This is a genomic window from Ruegeria sp. AB9 (genome assembly GCF_056542585.1).
Genome location: NZ_JBQGAA010000013.1, coordinates 15,852 through 34,963, shown reverse-complemented (window position 1 = coordinate 34,963; position 19,112 = coordinate 15,852). Strand labels below are relative to the sequence as shown.

Genomic DNA, 19,112 nt, shown 5'->3' with positions numbered 1-19,112 from the left:
TCACCATGTCATTGGGGGAGTTTTCCATGAAGAAAGTCTATGCCAATGCCACCGAAGCGCTCGATGGGGTGCTGTCGGATGGCATGCTGATTGCCGCAGGCGGGTTTGGCCTGTGCGGCATTCCGGAGTTGCTGCTTGAGGCCATCAAGGAATCGGGCGTCAGAAACCTGAGCTTTGCGTCGAACAACGCCGGTGTGGACGATTTCGGCATCGGCATCCTGCTGCAGACCAAGCAGGTCAAGAAGATGATCAGCTCGTATGTCGGTGAAAACGCCGAATTCATGCGCCAGTATCTGAGCGGCGAGTTGGAACTGGAATTCAACCCTCAGGGCACTCTGGCGGAACGGATGCGTGCCGGTGGCGCGGGTATCCCCGGCTTCTACACAAAAACCGGTGTTGGAACCGTGATCGCCGATGGCAAAGAGCACAAGGACTTCAACGGCGAGACCTACATCCTTGAAGAAGGTATTTTTGCCGATCTGGCCATCGTCAAAGCCTGGAAGGCCGACGACACCGGCAACCTCGTGTTCCGCAAGACTGCCCGAAACTTCAACGTTCCTGCGGCGACCTGCGGCAAGATCTGCGTGGCTGAAGTGGAAGAGATCGTTCCGCGCGGTTCACTGGAACCGGATTCCATTCACCTGCCCGGCATTTATGTGCATCGCATCATTCAGGGCGATCACGAAAAGCGCATTGAACAGCGCACCATCCGTAAGAAGGAGGAAGCATAATGCCCTGGGACCGCAATCAAATGGCCGCACGCGCGGCAGAGGAACTGGAAGACGGCATGTATGTGAACCTCGGAATCGGCATCCCGACGCTGGTGGCAAACTATGTGGGTGACAAGGACATCACCCTCCAGTCCGAGAACGGCATGCTGGGCATGGGTCCCTTTCCTTTTGAAGGTGAAGAAGACCCTGACCTGATCAATGCGGGCAAGCAGACAATCACCGAATTGTCCCGCACGGCTTACTTCGATAGTGCCACATCCTTTGCCATGATCCGCGGCGGCAAGATCGCAGCTGCGATTCTGGGTGCCATGGAAGTGGATGAGAAAGGCGACCTGGCCAACTGGATGATTCCCGGCAAGCTGGTGAAAGGTATGGGCGGCGCAATGGATCTGGTCGCAGGCGTCGGCCGAGTGATCGTCGTCATGGATCACACCAACAAGCACGGCGATAGCAAGGTTCTGAAGGAATGCACCCTGCCATTGACCGGTAAAGGCGTCGTGGATCGCATTATCACCAATCTGGGTGTGCTTGATGTGGTCGATGGCGGTTTGAAAATTGTCGAACTGGCAGAAGGTGTCAGCGAAGACGAGATGCGCGCCGCCACTGAGGCGACAATCGTTTCCTGATCATGAAGGCCCGCCGGATCACGGCGGGCCTTTTTCAGTTTGAGGTCTGAAAAACGCAGCCATCGGAAATCAGATCCGGCGGCGTCGTGCACAAGGCCCGCGCGATCTGGAACGCGGCCAGGACCTTTGGCACATAGTCTCGGGTTTCAGCATAAGGCGGCACGCCGCTGTGTTTGCGCACTGCCCCTTCACCCGCGTTATATCCAGCCAGTACCAGAATCGGATCATTTCCGAACTCTTCCATCAGCCAGTTGAGGTACTTCACACCGCCGGCGATGTTCTCAGAGGGCTGCAGGCTGTCTTTTACACCAAACCGGGCCGCTGTGGCGGGCATCAACTGCATAAGCCCCTGCGCGCCGGCAGAGCTGACGGCGTCTGCGCGACCAGCTGATTCCACCGAAATTACAGCCAGCACCAACGCGGGTGACACATTTGTTCCCACAGTCGAGCGCAAAATCTCGATCCCGCGCTCTTTAGCTATGTTTTGCAGCGATTGCAGTCGCGGTGATCTGACATTGGTCGCGGCCAAGGCGTTGATAGCTGCGTCAAGCCGCCCGGCCCCGCCTTCATCAATGTTTGGCGAAATCCGATTCCAAAATGCCTTGTACGACCCTTTCGGATCTCTTTTGACTTCCGCACCCGGCACCGATGGCGGAGCGACTTTTGTTCGCGCAATGATTTCGGGAACCACCAGTTCAGTGCCCGTACTGGGCGCAGAAGGGTTGGCTGCATGCTCTTCCGGTGTGATCTGCACGTTTACACGCGGGCGTTCGCCGGGCTTGGGCGCTTTGACTCGCTTGTATACGCCGCGCGGCTCTACCTCGGTCGCATTTACAGATGCGGTACCCGATATCAGAAACGCCAGCACACCGGCGCATTGGAGTGCGTTCCGGAGATTCATTTGCCTGCCTCGTGTTTTCTTTTTACGCGATTTGAACCCCGAATCTTCCCGCAAGGCCAGAAAAACAAAGCGAAATGGGGCAATTTCGCCTCATTTGGCGCAATTTTGCATCGCTACAGGGTCTTCGATTTAGATGTGATGATTTTTTTAATGTTTATTTTCAATGATTTATAAAATTCATAACCAAAAAGTTAAGCCGCTCGAAAAAAAATCGGCGTTTGGCCCAATTCCTGCCACGCCCAACAGTCAAACATAGTCCCATACCGAGACGGACATGAGCGGACTGAGAGAGAATGCTCTGAAAGACGCCGAGGTTTGTTAAACTCTTTTTGATCCTTTAGGAGGGACGTAACATGATCAAGTTCATCAAGAACTTCCGCAAAGACGAAGATGGCGCAGTAACAGTTGACTGGGTTGTTCTGACCGCAGCAGTCATCGGCCTGGCTGCCGTTGCATACAACCAAATCTCCGCAGGCGCGACCGGTCTGGCAACAGACGTAAACAGCGCACTGAACAGCACAACGCTGAGCACCGGCAGCAACACCACCACAGGTGGTATCACCGGCGAAGGCACCAACTAAGTTTTTTGCTTTCGAAAGATTACAGGACCGCGCCTTCCAGGCGCGGTTTTTTTGTTCTTCAATACTGCCTGCGTATAATCTACAAATTTGAATTCAGGCCAATACTCTTGGACAGCACGGCAACTTGGGCACCCCTTCAAACAATCCAAAATCCTGTACTTTGCACTTTTCAAAACAAAAAAAGACCCTCGAAAGTGCAGAAACCTACGTTTTTCTAACAAAATCAACATTTAGCCTGATTTCCGCCACTCGGGCGAACCAGTTATAAGAGACGTTGTGAGAAAGACTGGGACAACACATTGGAGATAAGCGTATGCTCAGCTTCCTAAATCGGTTCAAATCAGATGAGACAGGAGCGGTAACAGTTGACTGGGTGGTGTTGACCGCTGTGGTCATCGGATTGTCTGGCGCGACCTACCTGGTAATCAGCTCAAGCGTTAACGGCTTGGGTGGGGACATCAATGGAGCCATGAGTTCCTCCGTTGTCAGCACTGGCTCAAACACCACCCCCGGCGGTTTTGTTACAGAAGGAACCAACTAAACCTCGACAGGTTTTTTTATGAATTCCTTGGGCCTTTCATCCGACCGGCCGGACGTAAAGCGCTGCGACCCTAGGGGCGCGGCGTTTTAATGTTTCGCTCGATCTGATGCTACGCGGGGACGACCACCGCATCTCCAACGCGGAATTGTGCGTAAGGCGGCGCAGAATCTGACGGCAAGGCTGATTTGTCCCACATTTCGACACAATTTGAAGTTAACAAATAGGCTGTTTCAATGTTGTTCCTTGGCCGCTAAGTAATCGACCAAACAAAATAATGAGGTACACGCATGCGAGCAGTATTCGGACTTGTCCTGATTGTCGGCGTTGCTCTGGCTGGGGGCGCCGTTTACATGGCGCGCAATTATATTGCGGCTTATCAAAACGAGCTGGCACGTCAGAGACTCGCTGCGGAAGAAGCACTGGCCAATGCCAAAGTCGATGTTATTCCGACCGTTACTGTATATGTCTCGAATCGCGCACTGAAATACGGCGAGCGACTGACTGAGGAAGATATCCGCGCTGTTGACTGGCCGGAAAACGCAATTCCGGAAGGTACATTCTCTGATCTCACGGTCCTGTTCCCCCAAAGCGGCGCGAATGAGCGTTTCGTTTTGAGAACAATGGAAAAGGACGAAGCGATCATGGAGGTCAAGATCACCCGACCAGGCGAGAAAGCCGGCCTGACGTCACGTCTGGAAAAGGGTATGCGTGCCTTTGCGATCAGCGTTGACGTGGCCTCTGGCGTTTCTGGTTTCTTGCGGCCCGGCGATAACGTCGACATTTACTGGACCGGCTCCAGTGGAACGATCGAGGGGAGCAGCGGTGGAATCACTCGTCTGATTGAGACCAATGTGCAACTCATCGCCGTCGACCAGACCGCTGGTTCAGACGTCGCCAACACAACGATCGCACGCACTGTTACGGTTGCCGCCACGCCGGAACAGGTCGCCGCATTGGCGCAGGCCCAAAACACGGGGCGTCTTTCCCTGGCATTGGTTGGGGTGCAGGATGAATCCGTTGCGTCTACGATTGAAGTGGATCAACGCAAGCTGTTGGGAATTCAGGAAGCAGCCCCGGAACCCGAGGCAAAAGCTGAAAAGGTCTGCACAACGCGAATTCGCCGCGGTGGCGAGATCGTCAACGTGCCCATCCCCTGCACAAATTGACGCCAATTCAGAATGTTACAGGTTCAGAGCCGCACCATGGGTGCGGCTCATTTTATTGTGATTGTTGCCATTTCCCCACATAAGGAAACTTCCGGAAACCATTGATTATTGCAATAAATTCGGATTTCGCGCAGTCTCTCCCCCTATAGGGCATAAGACCCAAAAAATGAGGCGTGATCGGAGAGGCAGGTCACATGACAGTACGTTCCTGGATCAGCGCAACCCTGCTGGGGTTGTCGCTTGTTATGGCCCCTATCGGCGACACCGCCCGGGCTGAAACTTTACGTGTGGTAAAAAAGGGGACTGTGGAAACACTCGACGTCCCGATGAACCGTGCGATTGTCGTAGAAAGTGAGCAACCCTTTGCAGAGCTCAGCATTGCCAACGCGGGCATTGCAGATATCTCTTCGCTGTCGGACCGCACAATCTATGTTTTGGGTAAGGCCCCGGGCCTGACTACGCTGACGCTGTTTGATGGTGCAGGAAATCTTCTGGCCAATGTACGCGTTCGTGTCGCACCCGATGTCACGGAATTCAAAGAGCGCTTACGTCAGATCCTGCCCAACGAACCGATTGAGGTTCGCACCGCTAATGACGGTATCGTATTGTCCGGTACTGTTTCCGGTTCAGCCAAACTGGCGCGCGCGCTGGAACTGGCCGAGCGGTATGCACCCGAACGTGTCTCAAATCTGATGTCCGTCGGCGGCGTTCAGCAGGTCATGCTGAAAGTTCGCTTTGCGGAAATGAACCGCTCTGTTGCCAAAAGCCTGACGGCGTCGCTTGGCTTCGGCGGTGGTGATGTGACCGGTGGCTTCAACACGCTCAACAACCAGTTCGCACTAAACAACGCTTTGGCAGACAACATTCCGACCATCCAGTCAAATACCGGCGCGATCCTGTTTGGATTCGGTGCTGGATCAACGCAGGTCCGGCTGTTGTTGGAAGCCCTTGAAACCAAGGGCTTAGCACGTAGTCTTGCTGAACCCAATCTGTCTGCCCTGTCCGGTCAGGAAGCATCATTCCTTGCCGGTGGCGAGGTTCCGATCCCGGTTCCGCAGGATGATGGCGTTGTGGCCATTGAGTACAAGGCCTTCGGCGTTGAGATGGACTTCATCCCGCGGGTCGTGGATGGCGATCTGATCAACCTTGAAATGGGGACAGCGGTTTCAAGCATCGATAACAGTTCGGACTTCACCATCAACGGTGATTCGGTTCCGAGTTTCATCACCCGCCGGGCTAACACCACGATTGAACTACGGGACGGTGAAAGCTTTGCTATTGCAGGTCTGATTCAGGACGATTTCGCAGATCTCAGCAACCAGGTCCCTTGGTTGGGTGATGTGCCGGTTTTGGGAGCGCTGTTCCGCAGTGCAAACTATCAGCGCGAACAAAGCGAACTTGTTGTCATCATCACTGCGCATCTGGTTTCACCGACGCGGGGCGAAGCTCTTGCGCTTCCAACAGATCGGGTCAAACCTCCCAGCGAATTTGACTTGTTCGTGAACGGCAAAGTGGCGCGCACACAGCGTACCGGGGCCGGCGGAGCATCAGAAGTTGCCAGGCAGGATTTCGGCAGCTCCTACGGCTACGTCCTAGATTGATCAGGAGGATAGGACCAATGCAGAAGTGGATTATCACACTGGGTCTTTCGGTCGCTGTCGCCGCATGTACGCGCGAGGCCGGGTACGAGATCGATACAGGTACTTTTGGCAATGCGACACTAAACAACGTCCAGGTTCAAAGCGGTGAATTGACCTACGCGCAGATTCTCAGCCGCCGGTTTGCAGCGGATGTGCCCAGCCAGGTGAACTTTGCCTTCAACAGCTCGCAACTGGATGCTTCGGCTCAGCGCATTCTGTTGCAGCAGGCTGACTGGATCAAACAGTTCCCCGAAGCCCGATTCCGCGTTTATGGTCATACAGATGCTGTGGGATCGACCAGCTACAACAAAAGCCTCGGCCTTCGCCGTGCGCAGGCTGTCGTCGCGTTTCTGGGACAACAGGGCATCTCGCGCTCGCGCCTTGAAGCGGTGGTCTCTTTTGGCAAGACACAGCCGCTGGTCGCAACGCAGAATCGGGATCGCCGGAACCGCAGAACGGTAACCGAGGTTTCAGGTTTTGTTGATCGCAATCAACAGCTTCTGGACGGGAAATACGCGGAAGTCATCTACCGGGAATACGTTGAAAGCGCGACATTCGAGACAACGATCCAGGAAGTGAAAGCTGAAGACACCGCTGGCGGTGGATAATACAATCGAAATGGGCGACATCGTCGCCCATTTCCCTACAATTGGTTCTTTTGCGCCCAATTCTTGCCCAACTTCAGAGCAACATTGTGAACAATAGGGTGACCTGCGGCCAAATTTGACCGTATTGGGGCGACAGCACATCAATCTGGCGGATTTCGTTCATATGACATGCTGAGCCCTCACGACGAGGATAGTGTTTATGACCAGCGCAACGCCGCAAGACGACAATACTGCAATCTTGGCCTGCACCATCAGTCGGGATGTCCAGAATTTCGACCTTTTGATCGAAGACATGGAAGCCATCCTGGGCGAGCGCTGGGGTGATCTGGGATTTGCAGAAGCGTTGGCGTTTTTCAGTCAACCCGAAGCCGAAACGCTGGAATTCGTAGCACTTGCTATCGACGGAGAAGATGAAGACAACCTGTCCTTGATGGGTGAGATTATCTCACAAGCCAAGGAAAAGAAGGTAAAAGTTGTCCTGATCGCCGAGGACGTTACTCCGGCGTCGCTGCACCAATTGCTGCGCAAGGGCGCGGACGAATTTGTGCCCTACCCTCTTCCGGAAGGCGAATTGCAGGAAGCCATTGAACGCATGAAGCAACCGGATCCGGTTGCCGTGGCGCAAGCGGCTGCTGTTCCCTTGACGGGTGGCGAATCAAAAGAAGGCGCATTGTTTGTCGTTCAGGGTCTGGCAGGCGGTGTCGGAGCAACGACGCTGGCGGTTAACCTGGCCTGGGAACTGGCCTGTGCTTCTGACAAAGAAGCGCCATCTGTTTGCCTGATCGACCTGGATCTGCAATACGGCACCGTTTCAACCTATCTGGACCTGCCCCGACGCGAAACAGTGTTCGAAATGCTGTCGGACACGGATGCGATGGACAGCGAAGTGTTCTCGCAAGCTCTTCAAACATATGAAGAAAAAATGCAGGTTCTGACCGCACCTTCCGATATGGTACCGCTGGATTTGATTACGCCGGAAGACATCCAGCGCGTGATTGACATGGCGCGTGCGCATTTCGATTACGTCATTGTTGATATGCCTAAGACGCTGGTCCTGTGGTCGGAAACGGTTTTACAGGCCGCCCATGTGTATTTCGCCATGATTGAGCTGGACATGCGGTCCGCCCAGAATGCCCTGCGTCTGAAGCGTGCACTGCAGGCCGAGGAGCTGCCGTTCAACAAGTTGCGCTTTGCGCTGAACCGGGCGCCCAAGTTTACCGATCTGAACGGGAAAAGCCGTGTGAAACGCATGGGAGAAAGCCTTGGAATCTCCATCGACCTGCAATTGCCTGACGGCGGCAAGCCGGTCATGCAAAGTGGTGATCATGGTCTGCCTCTGGCAAATGCCGCAGCCAAGAATCCGCTGCGCCGGGAAATCGCAAAGCTGGCAAAGTCGCTTCACAGCCTCGGCACCAGTGCCGAAGAAGCTGCGTAACATCGTCCCAAGGGGGGATAAGCCGTGTTTTCAAGATACAAGAAGCAGCCCGCAGCGCAGCCGGTAAAAGCACCTGCGCAGCCCGCCGAAACAGCAGCGCCCGCTGCGCAAGAGGCGCCTGTTGCGACGGCGGTGGCACGCAAACCCGTGAAAAAGATTGCAGGTGAGGTCGCGGGTTCAGACCGGGACCGCAAACGCAAAGAGCGGCTGGGTGAGATCAAAATCGAACTGCATCGCGAGCTACTGGAAAACCTGAACCTGGCCGCGCTGGAAAACGCGGGCGAATCTGAGTTACGTGCCGAAATCAGTGCAATCGCCAGCGAAGTTCTTGAAACCAGAAATATCGTTCTGAACCGCGAAGACCGGTCTCAGCTGAACAAAGAGCTGTATGACGAGGTGACTGGTCTCGGTCCTCTCGAGGCGTTGCTGCAGGACGATACGGTGAACGATATTCTCGTGAACGGCCCACAACAGATCTTTGTGGAACGCGCCGGCAAGCTTGAAATCAGCGACATTACCTTCAAGGATGAAAAGCACCTGATGCGGATCATCGACAAAATCGTCTCCGCTGTGGGACGTCGTGTTGATGAATCAAATCCTTACGTTGACGCCCGTCTTGCCGATGGCTCGCGTTTCAACGCCATGGTGCCGCCGATTGCGGTTGATGGCTCGCTGGTATCGATTCGTAAGTTCAAGAAAGACAAGCTGGGGATCGACGATCTCGTCAATTTCGGTGCCTTCACCGAAGAAATGGCCGCTTATCTCCAAGCTGCGGTCTCGACCCGTCTGAACATCATCGTTTCGGGCGGTACCGGTTCGGGTAAAACGACCACGCTAAACGCCCTGTCCAGCTTTATCGATGACGCCGAACGCATCCTGACCATCGAGGATACGGCGGAACTTCAGCTGCAACAGACCCATGTGGGCCGGATGGAAAGCCGCCCGCCCAACGTGGAAGGCAAAGGCGAAGTCAGCCCGCGCGACTGTCTGAAAAACGCCCTGCGTATGCGCCCCGACCGCATCATCGTGGGCGAGACCCGTGGCGCTGAGGTGATCGACATGTTGCAGGCCATGAACACCGGCCACGACGGATCGATGACCACGATCCACGCCAACTCGGCGCGGGACGGTATTTCGCGTCTGGAGAACATGATCGCGATGGCCGGGATTGAAATGCCCATCAAGGCTGTTCGCAGCCAGATCTCGTCGGCTGTGAACCTGATCGTGCAGGCCAGCCGTCTGCAGGACGGCTCGCGCCGGATGACCTCGATCACCGAGATCACCGGCATGGAAGGCGACGTCATCTCGATGCAGGAAATCTTTCGTTTTCAACGTGTTGGATTGACACCCGATAACAAGATCATCGGTCACTTCACCGCGACAGGCGTACGCAGCCACTATTCAGAGCGTTTCCGCCTGTGGGGTTTTGATCTGCCAGCATCCATCTACGACCCAACCACAATGTAGGAGAACCGGGTATGCAACTGCCTATGGAGGCGATCATTTACGTCGCCATCTTTGTGGGGGTCCTTGCCTTGGTCGAGGGCATCTATCTTGTCGCCTTCGGCAAGTCCATCAGCCTGAACAGCCGGGTCAATCGCCGTCTGGACATGCTGGAAAAGGGTGCCGGACGCGAACAGGTGCTGGAGCAGCTGCGCAAAGAGATGCAGCAGCATATGAAATCTCAGAGCATCCCTCTGTATTCGCTGCTGGCGGATAAGGCGCAAAAGGCAGCAATCGCGTTCTCTCCACGCCAATTGATCATGATCATGGGTCTGGTCTCGGCCATGGCCTTTGTTGGCCTGAGCATCGGCACCGCTACGGACACAGCGCTGCGCATCGCAATTTCCATCGCAATCGGTATTGGCGGTGTTTACGCGTGGGTCAACCACAAAGCCAAGAAACGCATGGGGATGATCGAAGAACAACTGCCTGATGCGGTTGAACTGATGGTGCGCTCATTGCGTGTCGGCAATCCGTTTGTCTCGACAATTCAGGTGGTTTCAAACGAAGTTCAGGACCCGTTGGGAACCGAATTTGGCGTCATCGCTGATGAATGCGCCTATGGTCGCGATGTGGGCGAGGCGCTGAAGGACATGGCTGAACGTCTGGATATGCAGGATCTGCGCTTTCTGGCTGTGGCCGTAGGAATTCAGCAGCAATCCGGCGGTAACCTTGCAGAGATTTTGGCCGGATTGGCACAGGTAATCCGGGCACGTTTTCGCCTGTTCCGACGCGTCAAGGCGATCACCGCCGAGGCACAATGGTCCGGCAAGTTCCTGTCCGGGTTTCCCGTTGCTTGTCTGATTTTCATTCTGGTCAAGGACCCGGGCTATTACGATGAGGTACTGGATCACCCGTGGTTTATTCCCGCGTGTTTTGTTGTTGCTATCCTGCTGACACTGAACCTGATCGTCATGAAAATCATCACCAATATCAAGGTCTGAGGGCAGTACCATGGAATTTCTGACCAGTATCAATGACCTATTGACCCGGCACCTGGGCGAGTTTGGCCCCCTGATCATCGTCGGTGTACTTGGCCTGATTATGGTTCTGGTCGCTGTCACGCTGATGATTAAGCAGCCGGAAGACCCCCTGAAGAAACTGCAAAGATCGAATGCGGCCCCTCAAAAGCAAAAAAAGGGAAAGAAAGAGCAGCTTCGAAATACAAGCCGAAACGAACAGCTTGAGAAGTTCGCAACTTTTCTGGAACCGAAAAACGAAGAAGAGTACTCAGCCGTTGAGCTGAAACTGCGCCAGGCGGGCTACCGGTCAAAGGATTCGGTCCGGTTCTTCCATTTCGCGCAGTTTTCTCTGGGTATCCTTGGCATTTTCGTTGGTGTTCTTTTGGTTACGGTTTTTTCCGGCGGCCAGGAGTTTACCGGGCAACAGATGATGATCCGGGTGTTTGTCCCGGGCGCGATAGGTTATTTCGCACCAAAATATTGGATTACGCGCCGGGTTGAAGAACGGAAAGAAGCAATTACTGCCGGCTTTCCTGATACGCTTGATCTGATGCTGGTCTGCGTTGAAGCGGGTCAATCGCTGGATCAGGCCATTGTACGTGTGGCCAGCGAAATGAGCGCGTCTTATCCGGATATCGCTCAGGAATTCGAAACTGTCGCGTATGAAATGAAAGCCGGTAAGGACAAAGACACAGTCCTGCGCGATTTTGGCGTGCGTTGTGGTGTGCAGGACGTGAATTCGTTTGTTACCGTAATGATCCAATCGGCGACATTCGGTACGTCGATTGCCGAGGCGCTGCGGGTTTATGCCGGTGAGATGCGCGACAAACGTGTGATGCGCGCTGAAGAGGCCGCGAACAAGTTGCCAACTAAGATGACTCTTGTCACAATGATGCTGACAGTGCCGCCGCTGCTGATCATTCTGGTTGGCCCGTCGGCGAATGTCATTTCGAGTTTCGGGCGTGCGGGCGGATAAAACCCTATGAAAGCTGAATTTAGGTGCTTCCCTTCCGGGTTTCGCCGAATTTTCCAGGCCACCATGGTTCTTGCCGTGGTGGCTTCTTGCACAGAAGGGCAGTCGCCCAACGGTCTGGACGCACCAGGAATTGATACAAAAGCTCAGGCAGAAGACAGCATCACAGTTGGAAACCGGTTGATGGCGGCCGGGGAATATGAGTTGGCGCTGGAGAGCTTTTCGCGCGCCGCGCTTGATCAGGGCATGACGACACAGGTTCTGACTTCTCTGGGTACCGCGAATGTCGGATTACGCCGCTTGGGACAGGCCGAAAAACTGCTGCGCCGTGCAGTCGAAGACGACCCGGACTGGCCAGTGGCCTGGAACAATCTCGGTGTCCTGCTGATGGAGAAACAGGAATACCCTGAGGCCGCGCAGGTGTTTCAGCGGGCCTATGCTCTGGACAATGGCGAAAGTGACGCAATCCGGGACAATCTGCGCTTAGCACTCGCAAAAATGGAAAATCCTGTTAATAATACTCCCCAAGAACAACAAGAATATACGCTGGAGCAGCTTGGCGACGGGCAATTCACGCTACGCAAGATCCAGTAATTGAGGCGAGAGCAGTAAAGGACGCAAAAAATGCGCCAACAATTCTTGATTCCGACTGTCATTATCAGTGGTCTAGTCCTGTCGGCTTGTGCAAAGGAAACCGAAGAGGAAAAGGTTGAACGCACATTTCAGGAAGTGAACGTTATTGACGAAACCAACCTGAACGATGTGCTTCTGAGTGCCGCTGATCCAAATGAGGCGGTGACCTATTTCCACGGTGCCGCCCTTAAAAACCCTGACCGGATTGATCTTCAACGCGGACTGGCAATTTCTTTGGGCCGTGCCAAACGCACCACCGAGGCAGCGACCGCGTGGAAGCGCGTGACAACGATGAACGGTACGAACGCTGCGGACAAGGTCGAATACGCGGATGCGCTGGTCCGGAACGGCGACTGGTCGCAGGCAAAAACGGTTCTGGATTCGGTTCCTCCGACCTTTGAAACCTTCAAACGTTATCGCCTTGAAGCGGTGGTTGCGGATTCCCGGAAAGAGTGGAAGCGGGCAGATCATTTCTATGAAACTGCTGTCGGGCTGACGACACGTCCGGGCAGTGTGATGAACAACTGGGGCTATTCCAAACTGACCCGCGGCCAGTATGCCGAAGCTGAGCGGCTGTTCTCAGACGCGATCCGCCAGGACAGCTCGCTGTTTACCGCCAAGAACAATCTGGTTTTGGCCCGATCGGCGCAAGGCAACTATAGCCTGCCGGTTGTCCCCATGACTCAGATCGAACGGGCGCGTTTGCTGAACACAATGGGTATTTCAGCAGTCAAACAAGGCGATGTAACAACCGCCAAAAACCTGTTCCGTGAAGCCATTTCAACCCACCCGCAGCATTTCGACGAGGCCGTCCGCTCGCTTCGGGCACTTGAAGGGGCCTGACCATGCAAATACCCGCGGTGGCAGCGGCCTGGTTTCTGCCGTTTGTGCTGCCGATCTGCTTTTACGTGGCATTCACGGATATGCGTGAGATGCGGATCAAGAACCATGCAGTCGTGGCGCTGACACTGGTTTATTTAGTAATCGGTCTGATCGCTATCCCGCCCTGGTCTACTGGCAGTCTCAGCGGCAACCTGGGGCCATTCACCGTATCGATGCCGATCTATTTCTGGCAACTGCTGCATGTCGCTGTGGTTTTGATTATCGGCATCATCCTGAACGCTGCCGGGGCGATGGGTGCAGGCGATGCCAAGTTTCTGGCAGCAGCAGCCGCGTTTGTCTGGCTAGGCGATCTCAAGCTTGTGCTGCTTATCCTGACCGCCTGCATTCTGGCCGCCGTGGTCACGCACCGTTTGGCAAAAATCACAAAGCTGCGCACCATTGCGCCGCATTGGGAAAGCTGGGATCGGGGCAAACAGTTTCCGATGGGGTTTGCGCTGGGTGGATCGCTGGCCATGTACCTGATTTTGGGCACTGTTCTCGGATCGTAAACTATCATCAGCGCGCCTTGTCCCTGCCTTTGTCCCGCCACAAAGCTGCGTCATTTTCTTCAAGACGCCCATTTTTGGGTTACTGGCGTGACATTTTGATGGACGAGCACCGCGCATGAATATGCAGACTTCCTCTGTTATGGCTCCCCCCACCCCCAAGGGTCTGGGCGAAATGAAGCTTCCGCTGGTGATGATGCGGGATATTCTGCTGAAGACAATTTTCCGCAAAAACGCCAGTACTGTATCAGAAGTGGCCGAAGCCATCTGTCTTCCAGGTTCAGTCACTCAGGAACTGGTCGATATCGCGCGTGATCAGAAATTGCTTGAAGCGACAGGAACGCTGAACGCCAACAGCGGCAACGAGATGGGATATCAACTGACCGATGCAGGCAAGGCCCGCGCACTGGATGCGCTGAGCCAGTCGGAATACTTCGGTGCAATGCCCGTACCGCTGGATGTCTATCGCGAGCAGGTCAAGCGTCAGTCGATCCGCAACATTCAGGTCACACGAGACCAACTGGTTGGCGCTATGGGTCATCTGGTTCTGCCCGACAGCCTGTTGGACCACCTGGGCCCAGCGGTCAGCGCCGGTCGGTCGATCCTGATGTATGGCCCTCCGGGCAACGGTAAGTCTTCAATCTCGAACGGCATACGTGACGCGCTCGGGGACAACGTCTATGTACCCTACGCCATCGAATACGCGGGTCAGGTGATTACGGTCTATGATCCGATCGTTCACACGGCGATCGAGCAGGAACCGGATGATCCCAACAGTCTGCGTCGTCGCAAACGGTTCGATTCCCGCTATGTTCAGTGCGAACGGCCCACCGTTGTAACCGGCGGTGAACTTTCGCTGAGCATGTTGGATCTGGTCTATAACCCAACCGCCCGCACCTATCAGGCCCCGTTACAGCTGAAGTCGACCGGTGGCATTTTCATCGTGGACGACCTTGGCCGTCAGGCCGAACCGCCGCAGGCACTGGTCAACCGCTGGATCGTTCCGTTGGAAGAAAACAAGGATATTCTCGGGCTGCAATCCGGTGAGAAATTCGAAGTGCCTTTCGACACGCTGGTCATCTTCTCGACCAACTTCCACCCGAACGAAATCTTCGACCAAGCGGCCCTTCGACGGATCTTTTTCAAGATCAAGATTGACGGCCCGAACCAGGAGAACTTCCTGAAAATCTTTGCCATGGTGGCCCGCAAACGCGGTATGCCGCTGGACGAGGCGGCGCTGGTGCACCTGCTGAAGGTCAAGTATCCAACCATCAACAACATCTATGCCAACTATCAGCCGATCTTCCTGATCGACCAGATGATCTCGATCTGCGAGTTCGAAGGCATTCCCTATCAGATGAGCCCGGACCTGATCGACCGAGCCTGGGCCAACATGTTCGTAAAAGACGAGAAAATCGTCAAATAACGCCGTGCCAATCCCTCCTCCGGGCGGGTAGTCTGTGTCCATGACGCAGATTCCCGCTCGGATTGGTACGTGGTTTTCCTCCAAAGGCTGGTCCATTCACCCGCATCAGCAAGAGATGTTTGACCGGGCGAATGATCCGTCGACTTTGCTGATCGCCCCGACTGGCGGCGGCAAGACAATGGCCGGGTTTCTGCCTTCCCTGTACGAGCTGGCTGACGGGGACCATAGAGGGCTGCATACAATCTATGTCTCACCACTCAAAGCGCTGGCGGCAGATATCAAACGCAATCTACGCACACCGGTGGACGAGATCGGTCTGCCCATCCGGATCGAAGATCGTACCGGTGATACCTCGGCCACACAGAAGAAACGCCAAAGGGCCGACCCACCCCATATCCTGCTAACCACACCCGAGAGCCTTGCCCTGCTGACCTCTTACGAGGACGCGCCGCGGATGTTCGATGGAGTGCAACGGATCATTGTCGATGAAATCCATGCTCTCGCCGAAAGCAAGCGCGGCGATCAATTGATGCTGGCCGTGGCGCGCTTGCAACGTCTCAACCCCGATCTGCGCCGCGTCGGCTTATCGGCCACGGTCGAAGACCCCGCAGCAATTGCCCGCTTTCTGGCCCGTCACCCAGACCCCTGCCAGGTTGTGCAGGCCGATCCCGGCCCGGACCCGGACATCCAAATGCTGGAAACGACTGAGATGCCGCCCTGGTCAGGAGGTGGCGCGGCGTATTCGATCCCGGCAGTGCTTGATCAAATCCGGCAGCACAAGACCACGCTGATTTTCCACAACACGCGCGCTCAGGCCGAGATCTTCTTTCACAACCTATGGCTTGCCAATGACGACGGCCTGCCCATTGGCATCCATCATGGCAGTCTTGACCGGCAGCAACGCGAGCGGGTCGAGGCAGCCATGGTTCGGGGCGATTTGCGCGCCATAGTCTGCACTGGCTCGCTGGACCTGGGGATTGATTGGGGCGATGTAGATCTGGTGATTCAGATCGGCGCGCCCAAGAATGTCAAACGGCTGGTGCAAAGAATCGGACGGGCCAATCACCGCTATAACGCGCCTTCCAAGGCCCTGCTGGTGCCCGCGAACCGATTTGAGGTGGTGGAATGCGTTGCCGCACTGGAGGCCGCCAAGGCCCATGATCTGGACGGAGAGCCCCGCGGTGCCGGCCCCCGCGATGTCTTGTGCCAACACATCCTGATTGCCGCCTGCGCCGGACCGTTCGGTGCCGACGACCTGTATACCGAGATGACATCCGTCGGGCCTTTTGCGCAATTGACCCGGCCCGAGTTTGACGCCTGCCTGGATTTCTGTGCCACCGGCGGCTACGCCTTGCGCTCCTATGATCGCTGGCAAAGGCTGCAGCAGCGTGCCGACGGGCAATGGCAGTTGCGCGATCCGCGCGCAACTTCACGCATTCGCATGAACCTGGGCACGATTCAGGATACCGACACCCTGATGGTGCGTCTGAAGCGCAGCCGTGGCGGCAAACCGTTGGGAGAAGTCGAGGAGGCATTCGCCGCTTCCCTGACCCCCGGCGATACATTCCTGATCGGCGGACAAATCGTGCGCTATGAGGGCTTGCGTGAAATGGTGGTCGAGGTCAGCCGCCGCGCAGATCGCAAACCCAAGATTGCGACATTCTCGGGCACGAAATTTGCGACCTCCACGCAACTTAGTGACCGTATTCTGCGCATGTTTACCCAAGATAACTGGCCGCAGCTGCCCTCTCATACTTCTGATTGGTTGGCCTTACAGCGCCGGATGTCTCGACTGCCCCAACGTGATCGGTTGCTGATCGAGAGCTTTCCCAGCGATGGGCGTGAGCATCTCTGCGTCTATGGCTTTGCCGGACGCAACGCGCAACAAACACTGGGCCTGTTGCTGACCAAGCGGATGGAAGAAACCGGGTTGGCTCCGCTGGGTTTTGTCTCCACGGACTACGCCACGCTGATCTGGGGGTTGGATGCGGTCACGGACCCCCGCCCCTTGTTTCAACCTGATGCACTGCGCGACGGGTTGGAGACCTGGCTGGCAGGCAACGCGGTTATGAAACGCACCTTTCGCGCTTCGGCCACCATAGCGGGTCTCATTGAACGCAATATGGGAGGACAACGAAAAAGTGGAAGGCAGGCCACGTTTTCATCAGACATCCTGTATGACACCCTGCTGAAATATGATCCCGATCACCTTCTGATGCAGATCACCCGCGAAGAAGCCATGCGCGGACTGGTCGATTTCGGCAGGATCGAGGCGATGCTGGCCCGTATCGGCAACCGTATCGATCTGTTGCGGCTGGACCGCGTTTCCCCGCTGTCCGCGCCGCTGTTTCTTGAAGTTGGCAAGGTGCCCGTCAAAGGGGCGGCCGAAGAAAGGCTGTTGGCAGAAGAAAGCGCGCGTCTGCTGCAGGCCGCAGGGCTGGACCAGCTTTGATCCTCTTGAACAAGGCACAGAAAAACGTCAAGAACGTATCATGAACGTGTGCGAGTTTTCTTTTTTTGGCCAGCGGCTCGGTGCTTTGCCGTCTGGCGCACTGTGGTGGCCAGAGCAGCGACTGCTCTGCGTCTCGGATCTGCATCTGGGAAAATCCGAACGTAATGCCCGGCGCGGCGGGGCTACGCTGCCTCCATATGACAATCGCGAAACGCTGGACCGACTGGCGGGCGATCTGGAGCACACCAAGGCTGAAACCGTCGTCTGTCTGGGCGACAGTTTCGACGATCTTGAAGCTGTTCGGGCATTGCCCGATGCAGAAGCGCTCAGAATTTCAACCTTGCAGGCAGGGCGTCAATGGATCTGGATCGAAGGGAACCACGATCCCGGCCCGATCGAGATGGGCGGCTCTCATCTGTTCGAATGGCGGTGCGACCCGCTCGTCTTTCGGCATATCGCTCAGGATCAGCCGCGGGGCGAAGTTTCGGGCCATTATCATCCGAAAGCACGAATTCGGATGAAAGGGAGGAATATCTCACGGCCCGCCTTTTTGCTGGACAGCAATCGGCTGATTCTGCCTGCCTACGGTACCTACACCGGGGGATTACGCAGTTCGGATCGGGCACTATCAGATATCATGGGCGCAGAAGCAAAGGCCATTCTGACCGGCCCACAACCGCACATGATGCCCATGCCACGCTAAACTCAGATCAACCCGTCTTCTTCCAACATAGGTTTGTATTTGCGGCTGACCGGAACCAGATCACCGTTTATCAAGCGCAAAAAGGTCTTACCGCCCGACTTTTCAACGCCAACGACAGAAGCGTCCACCACCCAATGTGAACGGTGTGAACAGTGTCCGGGAACCGGTTCCATCTCGGCAATTGCATCCGTAAAGCGTGAGCGGACTGTGAACGTGCCTACCGATGTGACAACGTCCACATTGTGATCCCTAACCGTCAAACGATGGATTTGACCGTCGAAATTGGGTGGCAAGCGCTTGATGAGGCGCGGCTTCTCAATCTCACGCACAGAACCCACCGAAATGTTCAGTTCACTTCGCTGCACAAGAACCAAACCCGTCGCGAACAAGACTCCGTACACCGCTACGGTCTGGGCCCCCGGTACTATGTGACCGCCGCAGGTGAACAAGACCCATGCCAACAACCAAAGGGGCGGCGTGAACAAGACGAGAATCAAAGCGGCGAATGCCAGATCACGGACAGGAACATTCAACAATACTGGATTTTTCTGCATCAGCTTGCGCGCCAACCCGGTAACCGTAAGGGCAAGGACCATCACTCCGGTCCAGAACAGAAGGCGCAAACCGAAGGTCAGATCAGCGACGAGAAACGGGGGAAACGCGTAGGCAAGCAAAGGAAGAAAGACCAGGCCCGCCGTCACTCGCTGTGGGGTACATGCTTTCAGAATAGTGCTAATCTTAGACGTCATACCGCTTTTGTGCGCGATCTAACAGAACTCAATCTGAGCACGACTAGCACCGATGCACCTTACCTGTAACCAACTGGGAATACAGGGATATCAC

The 19,112-nt window shown here is 55.5% G+C and carries 19 protein-coding genes; 17 read left to right on the top strand and 2 right to left on the bottom strand.

What is annotated here, in order from left to right:
- Positions 1-26 precede the first annotated feature (26 nt).
- Both ACR0K5_RS19870 and ACR0K5_RS19865 read left to right on the top strand, forming a co-directional pair.
- Complete coding sequence (locus ACR0K5_RS19870) at positions 27-731, top strand: CoA transferase subunit A (protein WP_480631276.1); 705 nt, start codon at positions 27-29, stop codon at positions 729-731.
- Entirely contained in the window at positions 731-1,357 is a 627-nt protein-coding gene (locus ACR0K5_RS19865; protein ID WP_480631275.1) for a 3-oxoacid CoA-transferase subunit B, read from the top strand. Before ACR0K5_RS19870 ends, ACR0K5_RS19865 begins: the two co-directional genes overlap by 1 nt.
- Positions 1,358-1,391: 34 nt before the next feature.
- On the opposite strand, the gene ACR0K5_RS19860 is transcribed toward ACR0K5_RS19865, so the two are convergent.
- On the bottom strand, positions 1,392-2,258 hold the full coding sequence (locus tag ACR0K5_RS19860) for a lytic transglycosylase domain-containing protein (RefSeq protein WP_480631274.1): 867 nt from the start codon (positions 2,256-2,258) through the stop codon (positions 1,392-1,394).
- A gap of 353 nt (positions 2,259-2,611) precedes the next feature.
- On the opposite strand from ACR0K5_RS19860, the gene ACR0K5_RS19855 reads away from it, so the two are divergent.
- From ACR0K5_RS19855 to pdeM, 15 genes are all read left to right on the top strand, one after another.
- Positions 2,612-2,839: a Flp family type IVb pilin gene (locus ACR0K5_RS19855; RefSeq protein ID WP_480631273.1), complete on the top strand. Its 228-nt coding sequence runs from the start codon at positions 2,612-2,614 to the stop codon at positions 2,837-2,839.
- A gap of 313 nt (positions 2,840-3,152) precedes the next feature.
- Positions 3,153-3,380, top strand: a complete 228-nt coding sequence (locus ACR0K5_RS19850; RefSeq protein ID WP_480631272.1) for a hypothetical protein — start codon at positions 3,153-3,155, stop codon at positions 3,378-3,380.
- Between the two features lie 287 nt (positions 3,381-3,667).
- Positions 3,668-4,546, top strand: a complete 879-nt coding sequence (cpaB, locus tag ACR0K5_RS19845) for a Flp pilus assembly protein CpaB (RefSeq protein ID WP_480631271.1) — start codon at positions 3,668-3,670, stop codon at positions 4,544-4,546.
- A gap of 194 nt (positions 4,547-4,740) precedes the next feature.
- A complete protein-coding gene (locus tag ACR0K5_RS19840; protein WP_480631270.1) occupies positions 4,741-6,147 on the top strand; it encodes a type II and III secretion system protein family protein in 1,407 nt (468 codons plus the stop codon).
- 17 nt (positions 6,148-6,164) lie between these two features.
- A complete protein-coding gene (locus ACR0K5_RS19835) occupies positions 6,165-6,794 on the top strand; it encodes an OmpA family protein (protein ID WP_480631269.1) in 630 nt (209 codons plus the stop codon).
- Between the two features lie 199 nt (positions 6,795-6,993).
- On the top strand, positions 6,994-8,229 hold the full coding sequence (locus tag ACR0K5_RS19830; RefSeq protein ID WP_480631268.1) for a CpaE/TadZ family protein: 1,236 nt from the start codon (positions 6,994-6,996) through the stop codon (positions 8,227-8,229).
- Between the two features lie 24 nt (positions 8,230-8,253).
- Entirely contained in the window at positions 8,254-9,696 is a 1,443-nt protein-coding gene (locus tag ACR0K5_RS19825) for a TadA family conjugal transfer-associated ATPase (protein ID WP_480631267.1), read from the top strand.
- 11 nt (positions 9,697-9,707) lie between these two features.
- Positions 9,708-10,676, top strand: coding sequence for a type II secretion system F family protein (locus ACR0K5_RS19820; RefSeq protein WP_480631266.1), 969 nt, complete (start codon positions 9,708-9,710; stop codon positions 10,674-10,676).
- 10 nt (positions 10,677-10,686) lie between these two features.
- The gene (locus ACR0K5_RS19815) at positions 10,687-11,670 is read left to right on the top strand and encodes a type II secretion system F family protein (RefSeq protein ID WP_480631265.1); all 984 of its coding nucleotides are present in this window, start codon (positions 10,687-10,689) and stop codon (positions 11,668-11,670) included.
- A gap of 63 nt (positions 11,671-11,733) precedes the next feature.
- Positions 11,734-12,261 carry a tetratricopeptide repeat protein gene (locus tag ACR0K5_RS19810; RefSeq protein WP_480631264.1) on the top strand — a complete coding sequence of 176 codons (528 nt, stop codon included), beginning with the start codon at positions 11,734-11,736 and terminating at the stop codon, positions 12,259-12,261.
- A 30-nt stretch (positions 12,262-12,291) separates the two neighbouring features.
- On the top strand, positions 12,292-13,143 hold the full coding sequence (locus ACR0K5_RS19805; protein WP_480631263.1) for a tetratricopeptide repeat protein: 852 nt from the start codon (positions 12,292-12,294) through the stop codon (positions 13,141-13,143).
- Between the two features lie 2 nt (positions 13,144-13,145).
- Positions 13,146-13,691 carry a prepilin peptidase gene (locus ACR0K5_RS19800; protein ID WP_480631262.1) on the top strand — a complete coding sequence of 182 codons (546 nt, stop codon included), beginning with the start codon at positions 13,146-13,148 and terminating at the stop codon, positions 13,689-13,691.
- A 115-nt stretch (positions 13,692-13,806) separates the two neighbouring features.
- Positions 13,807-15,114, top strand: a complete 1,308-nt coding sequence (locus ACR0K5_RS19795) for an ATPase (RefSeq protein ID WP_480631261.1) — start codon at positions 13,807-13,809, stop codon at positions 15,112-15,114.
- 40 nt (positions 15,115-15,154) lie between these two features.
- Entirely contained in the window at positions 15,155-17,566 is a 2,412-nt protein-coding gene (locus ACR0K5_RS19790) for a ligase-associated DNA damage response DEXH box helicase (protein WP_480631260.1), read from the top strand.
- 40 nt (positions 17,567-17,606) lie between these two features.
- A complete protein-coding gene (pdeM, locus tag ACR0K5_RS19785; protein ID WP_480631259.1) occupies positions 17,607-18,269 on the top strand; it encodes a ligase-associated DNA damage response endonuclease PdeM in 663 nt (220 codons plus the stop codon).
- 2 nt (positions 18,270-18,271) lie between these two features.
- On the opposite strand, the gene ACR0K5_RS19780 is transcribed toward pdeM, so the two are convergent.
- Positions 18,272-19,018, bottom strand: a complete 747-nt coding sequence (locus ACR0K5_RS19780; protein ID WP_480631258.1) for a LytTR family DNA-binding domain-containing protein — start codon at positions 19,016-19,018, stop codon at positions 18,272-18,274.
- Positions 19,019-19,112: the final 94 nt, after the last annotated feature.

Bases quoted from the DNA above. Each gene is read 5' to 3' on its own strand.
- ACR0K5_RS19830 (WP_480631268.1), top strand. From the start codon at position 6,994: ATGACCAGCGCAACGCCGCAAGACGACAATACTGCAATCTTGGCCTGC.
- ACR0K5_RS19795 (WP_480631261.1), top strand. From the start codon at position 13,807: ATGAATATGCAGACTTCCTCTGTTATGGCTCCCCCCACCCCCAAGGGT.
- ACR0K5_RS19855 (WP_480631273.1), top strand. From the start codon at position 2,612: ATGATCAAGTTCATCAAGAACTTCCGCAAAGACGAAGATGGCGCAGTA.
- ACR0K5_RS19810 (WP_480631264.1), top strand. From the start codon at position 11,734: ATGGTTCTTGCCGTGGTGGCTTCTTGCACAGAAGGGCAGTCGCCCAAC.
- ACR0K5_RS19815 (WP_480631265.1), top strand. From the start codon at position 10,687: ATGGAATTTCTGACCAGTATCAATGACCTATTGACCCGGCACCTGGGC.
- ACR0K5_RS19850 (WP_480631272.1), top strand. From the start codon at position 3,153: ATGCTCAGCTTCCTAAATCGGTTCAAATCAGATGAGACAGGAGCGGTA.
- ACR0K5_RS19805 (WP_480631263.1), top strand. From the start codon at position 12,292: ATGCGCCAACAATTCTTGATTCCGACTGTCATTATCAGTGGTCTAGTC.
- ACR0K5_RS19865 (WP_480631275.1), top strand. From the start codon at position 731: ATGCCCTGGGACCGCAATCAAATGGCCGCACGCGCGGCAGAGGAACTG.
- ACR0K5_RS19780 (WP_480631258.1), bottom strand. From the start codon at position 19,018: ATGACGTCTAAGATTAGCACTATTCTGAAAGCATGTACCCCACAGCGA.
- ACR0K5_RS19860 (WP_480631274.1), bottom strand. From the start codon at position 2,258: ATGAATCTCCGGAACGCACTCCAATGCGCCGGTGTGCTGGCGTTTCTG.
- ACR0K5_RS19800 (WP_480631262.1), top strand. From the start codon at position 13,146: ATGCAAATACCCGCGGTGGCAGCGGCCTGGTTTCTGCCGTTTGTGCTG.
- ACR0K5_RS19790 (WP_480631260.1), top strand. From the start codon at position 15,155: ATGACGCAGATTCCCGCTCGGATTGGTACGTGGTTTTCCTCCAAAGGC.
- ACR0K5_RS19870 (WP_480631276.1), top strand. From the start codon at position 27: ATGAAGAAAGTCTATGCCAATGCCACCGAAGCGCTCGATGGGGTGCTG.
- ACR0K5_RS19835 (WP_480631269.1), top strand. From the start codon at position 6,165: ATGCAGAAGTGGATTATCACACTGGGTCTTTCGGTCGCTGTCGCCGCA.
- cpaB (WP_480631271.1), top strand. From the start codon at position 3,668: ATGCGAGCAGTATTCGGACTTGTCCTGATTGTCGGCGTTGCTCTGGCT.
- pdeM (WP_480631259.1), top strand. From the start codon at position 17,607: ATGAACGTGTGCGAGTTTTCTTTTTTTGGCCAGCGGCTCGGTGCTTTG.
- ACR0K5_RS19820 (WP_480631266.1), top strand. From the start codon at position 9,708: ATGCAACTGCCTATGGAGGCGATCATTTACGTCGCCATCTTTGTGGGG.
- ACR0K5_RS19840 (WP_480631270.1), top strand. From the start codon at position 4,741: ATGACAGTACGTTCCTGGATCAGCGCAACCCTGCTGGGGTTGTCGCTT.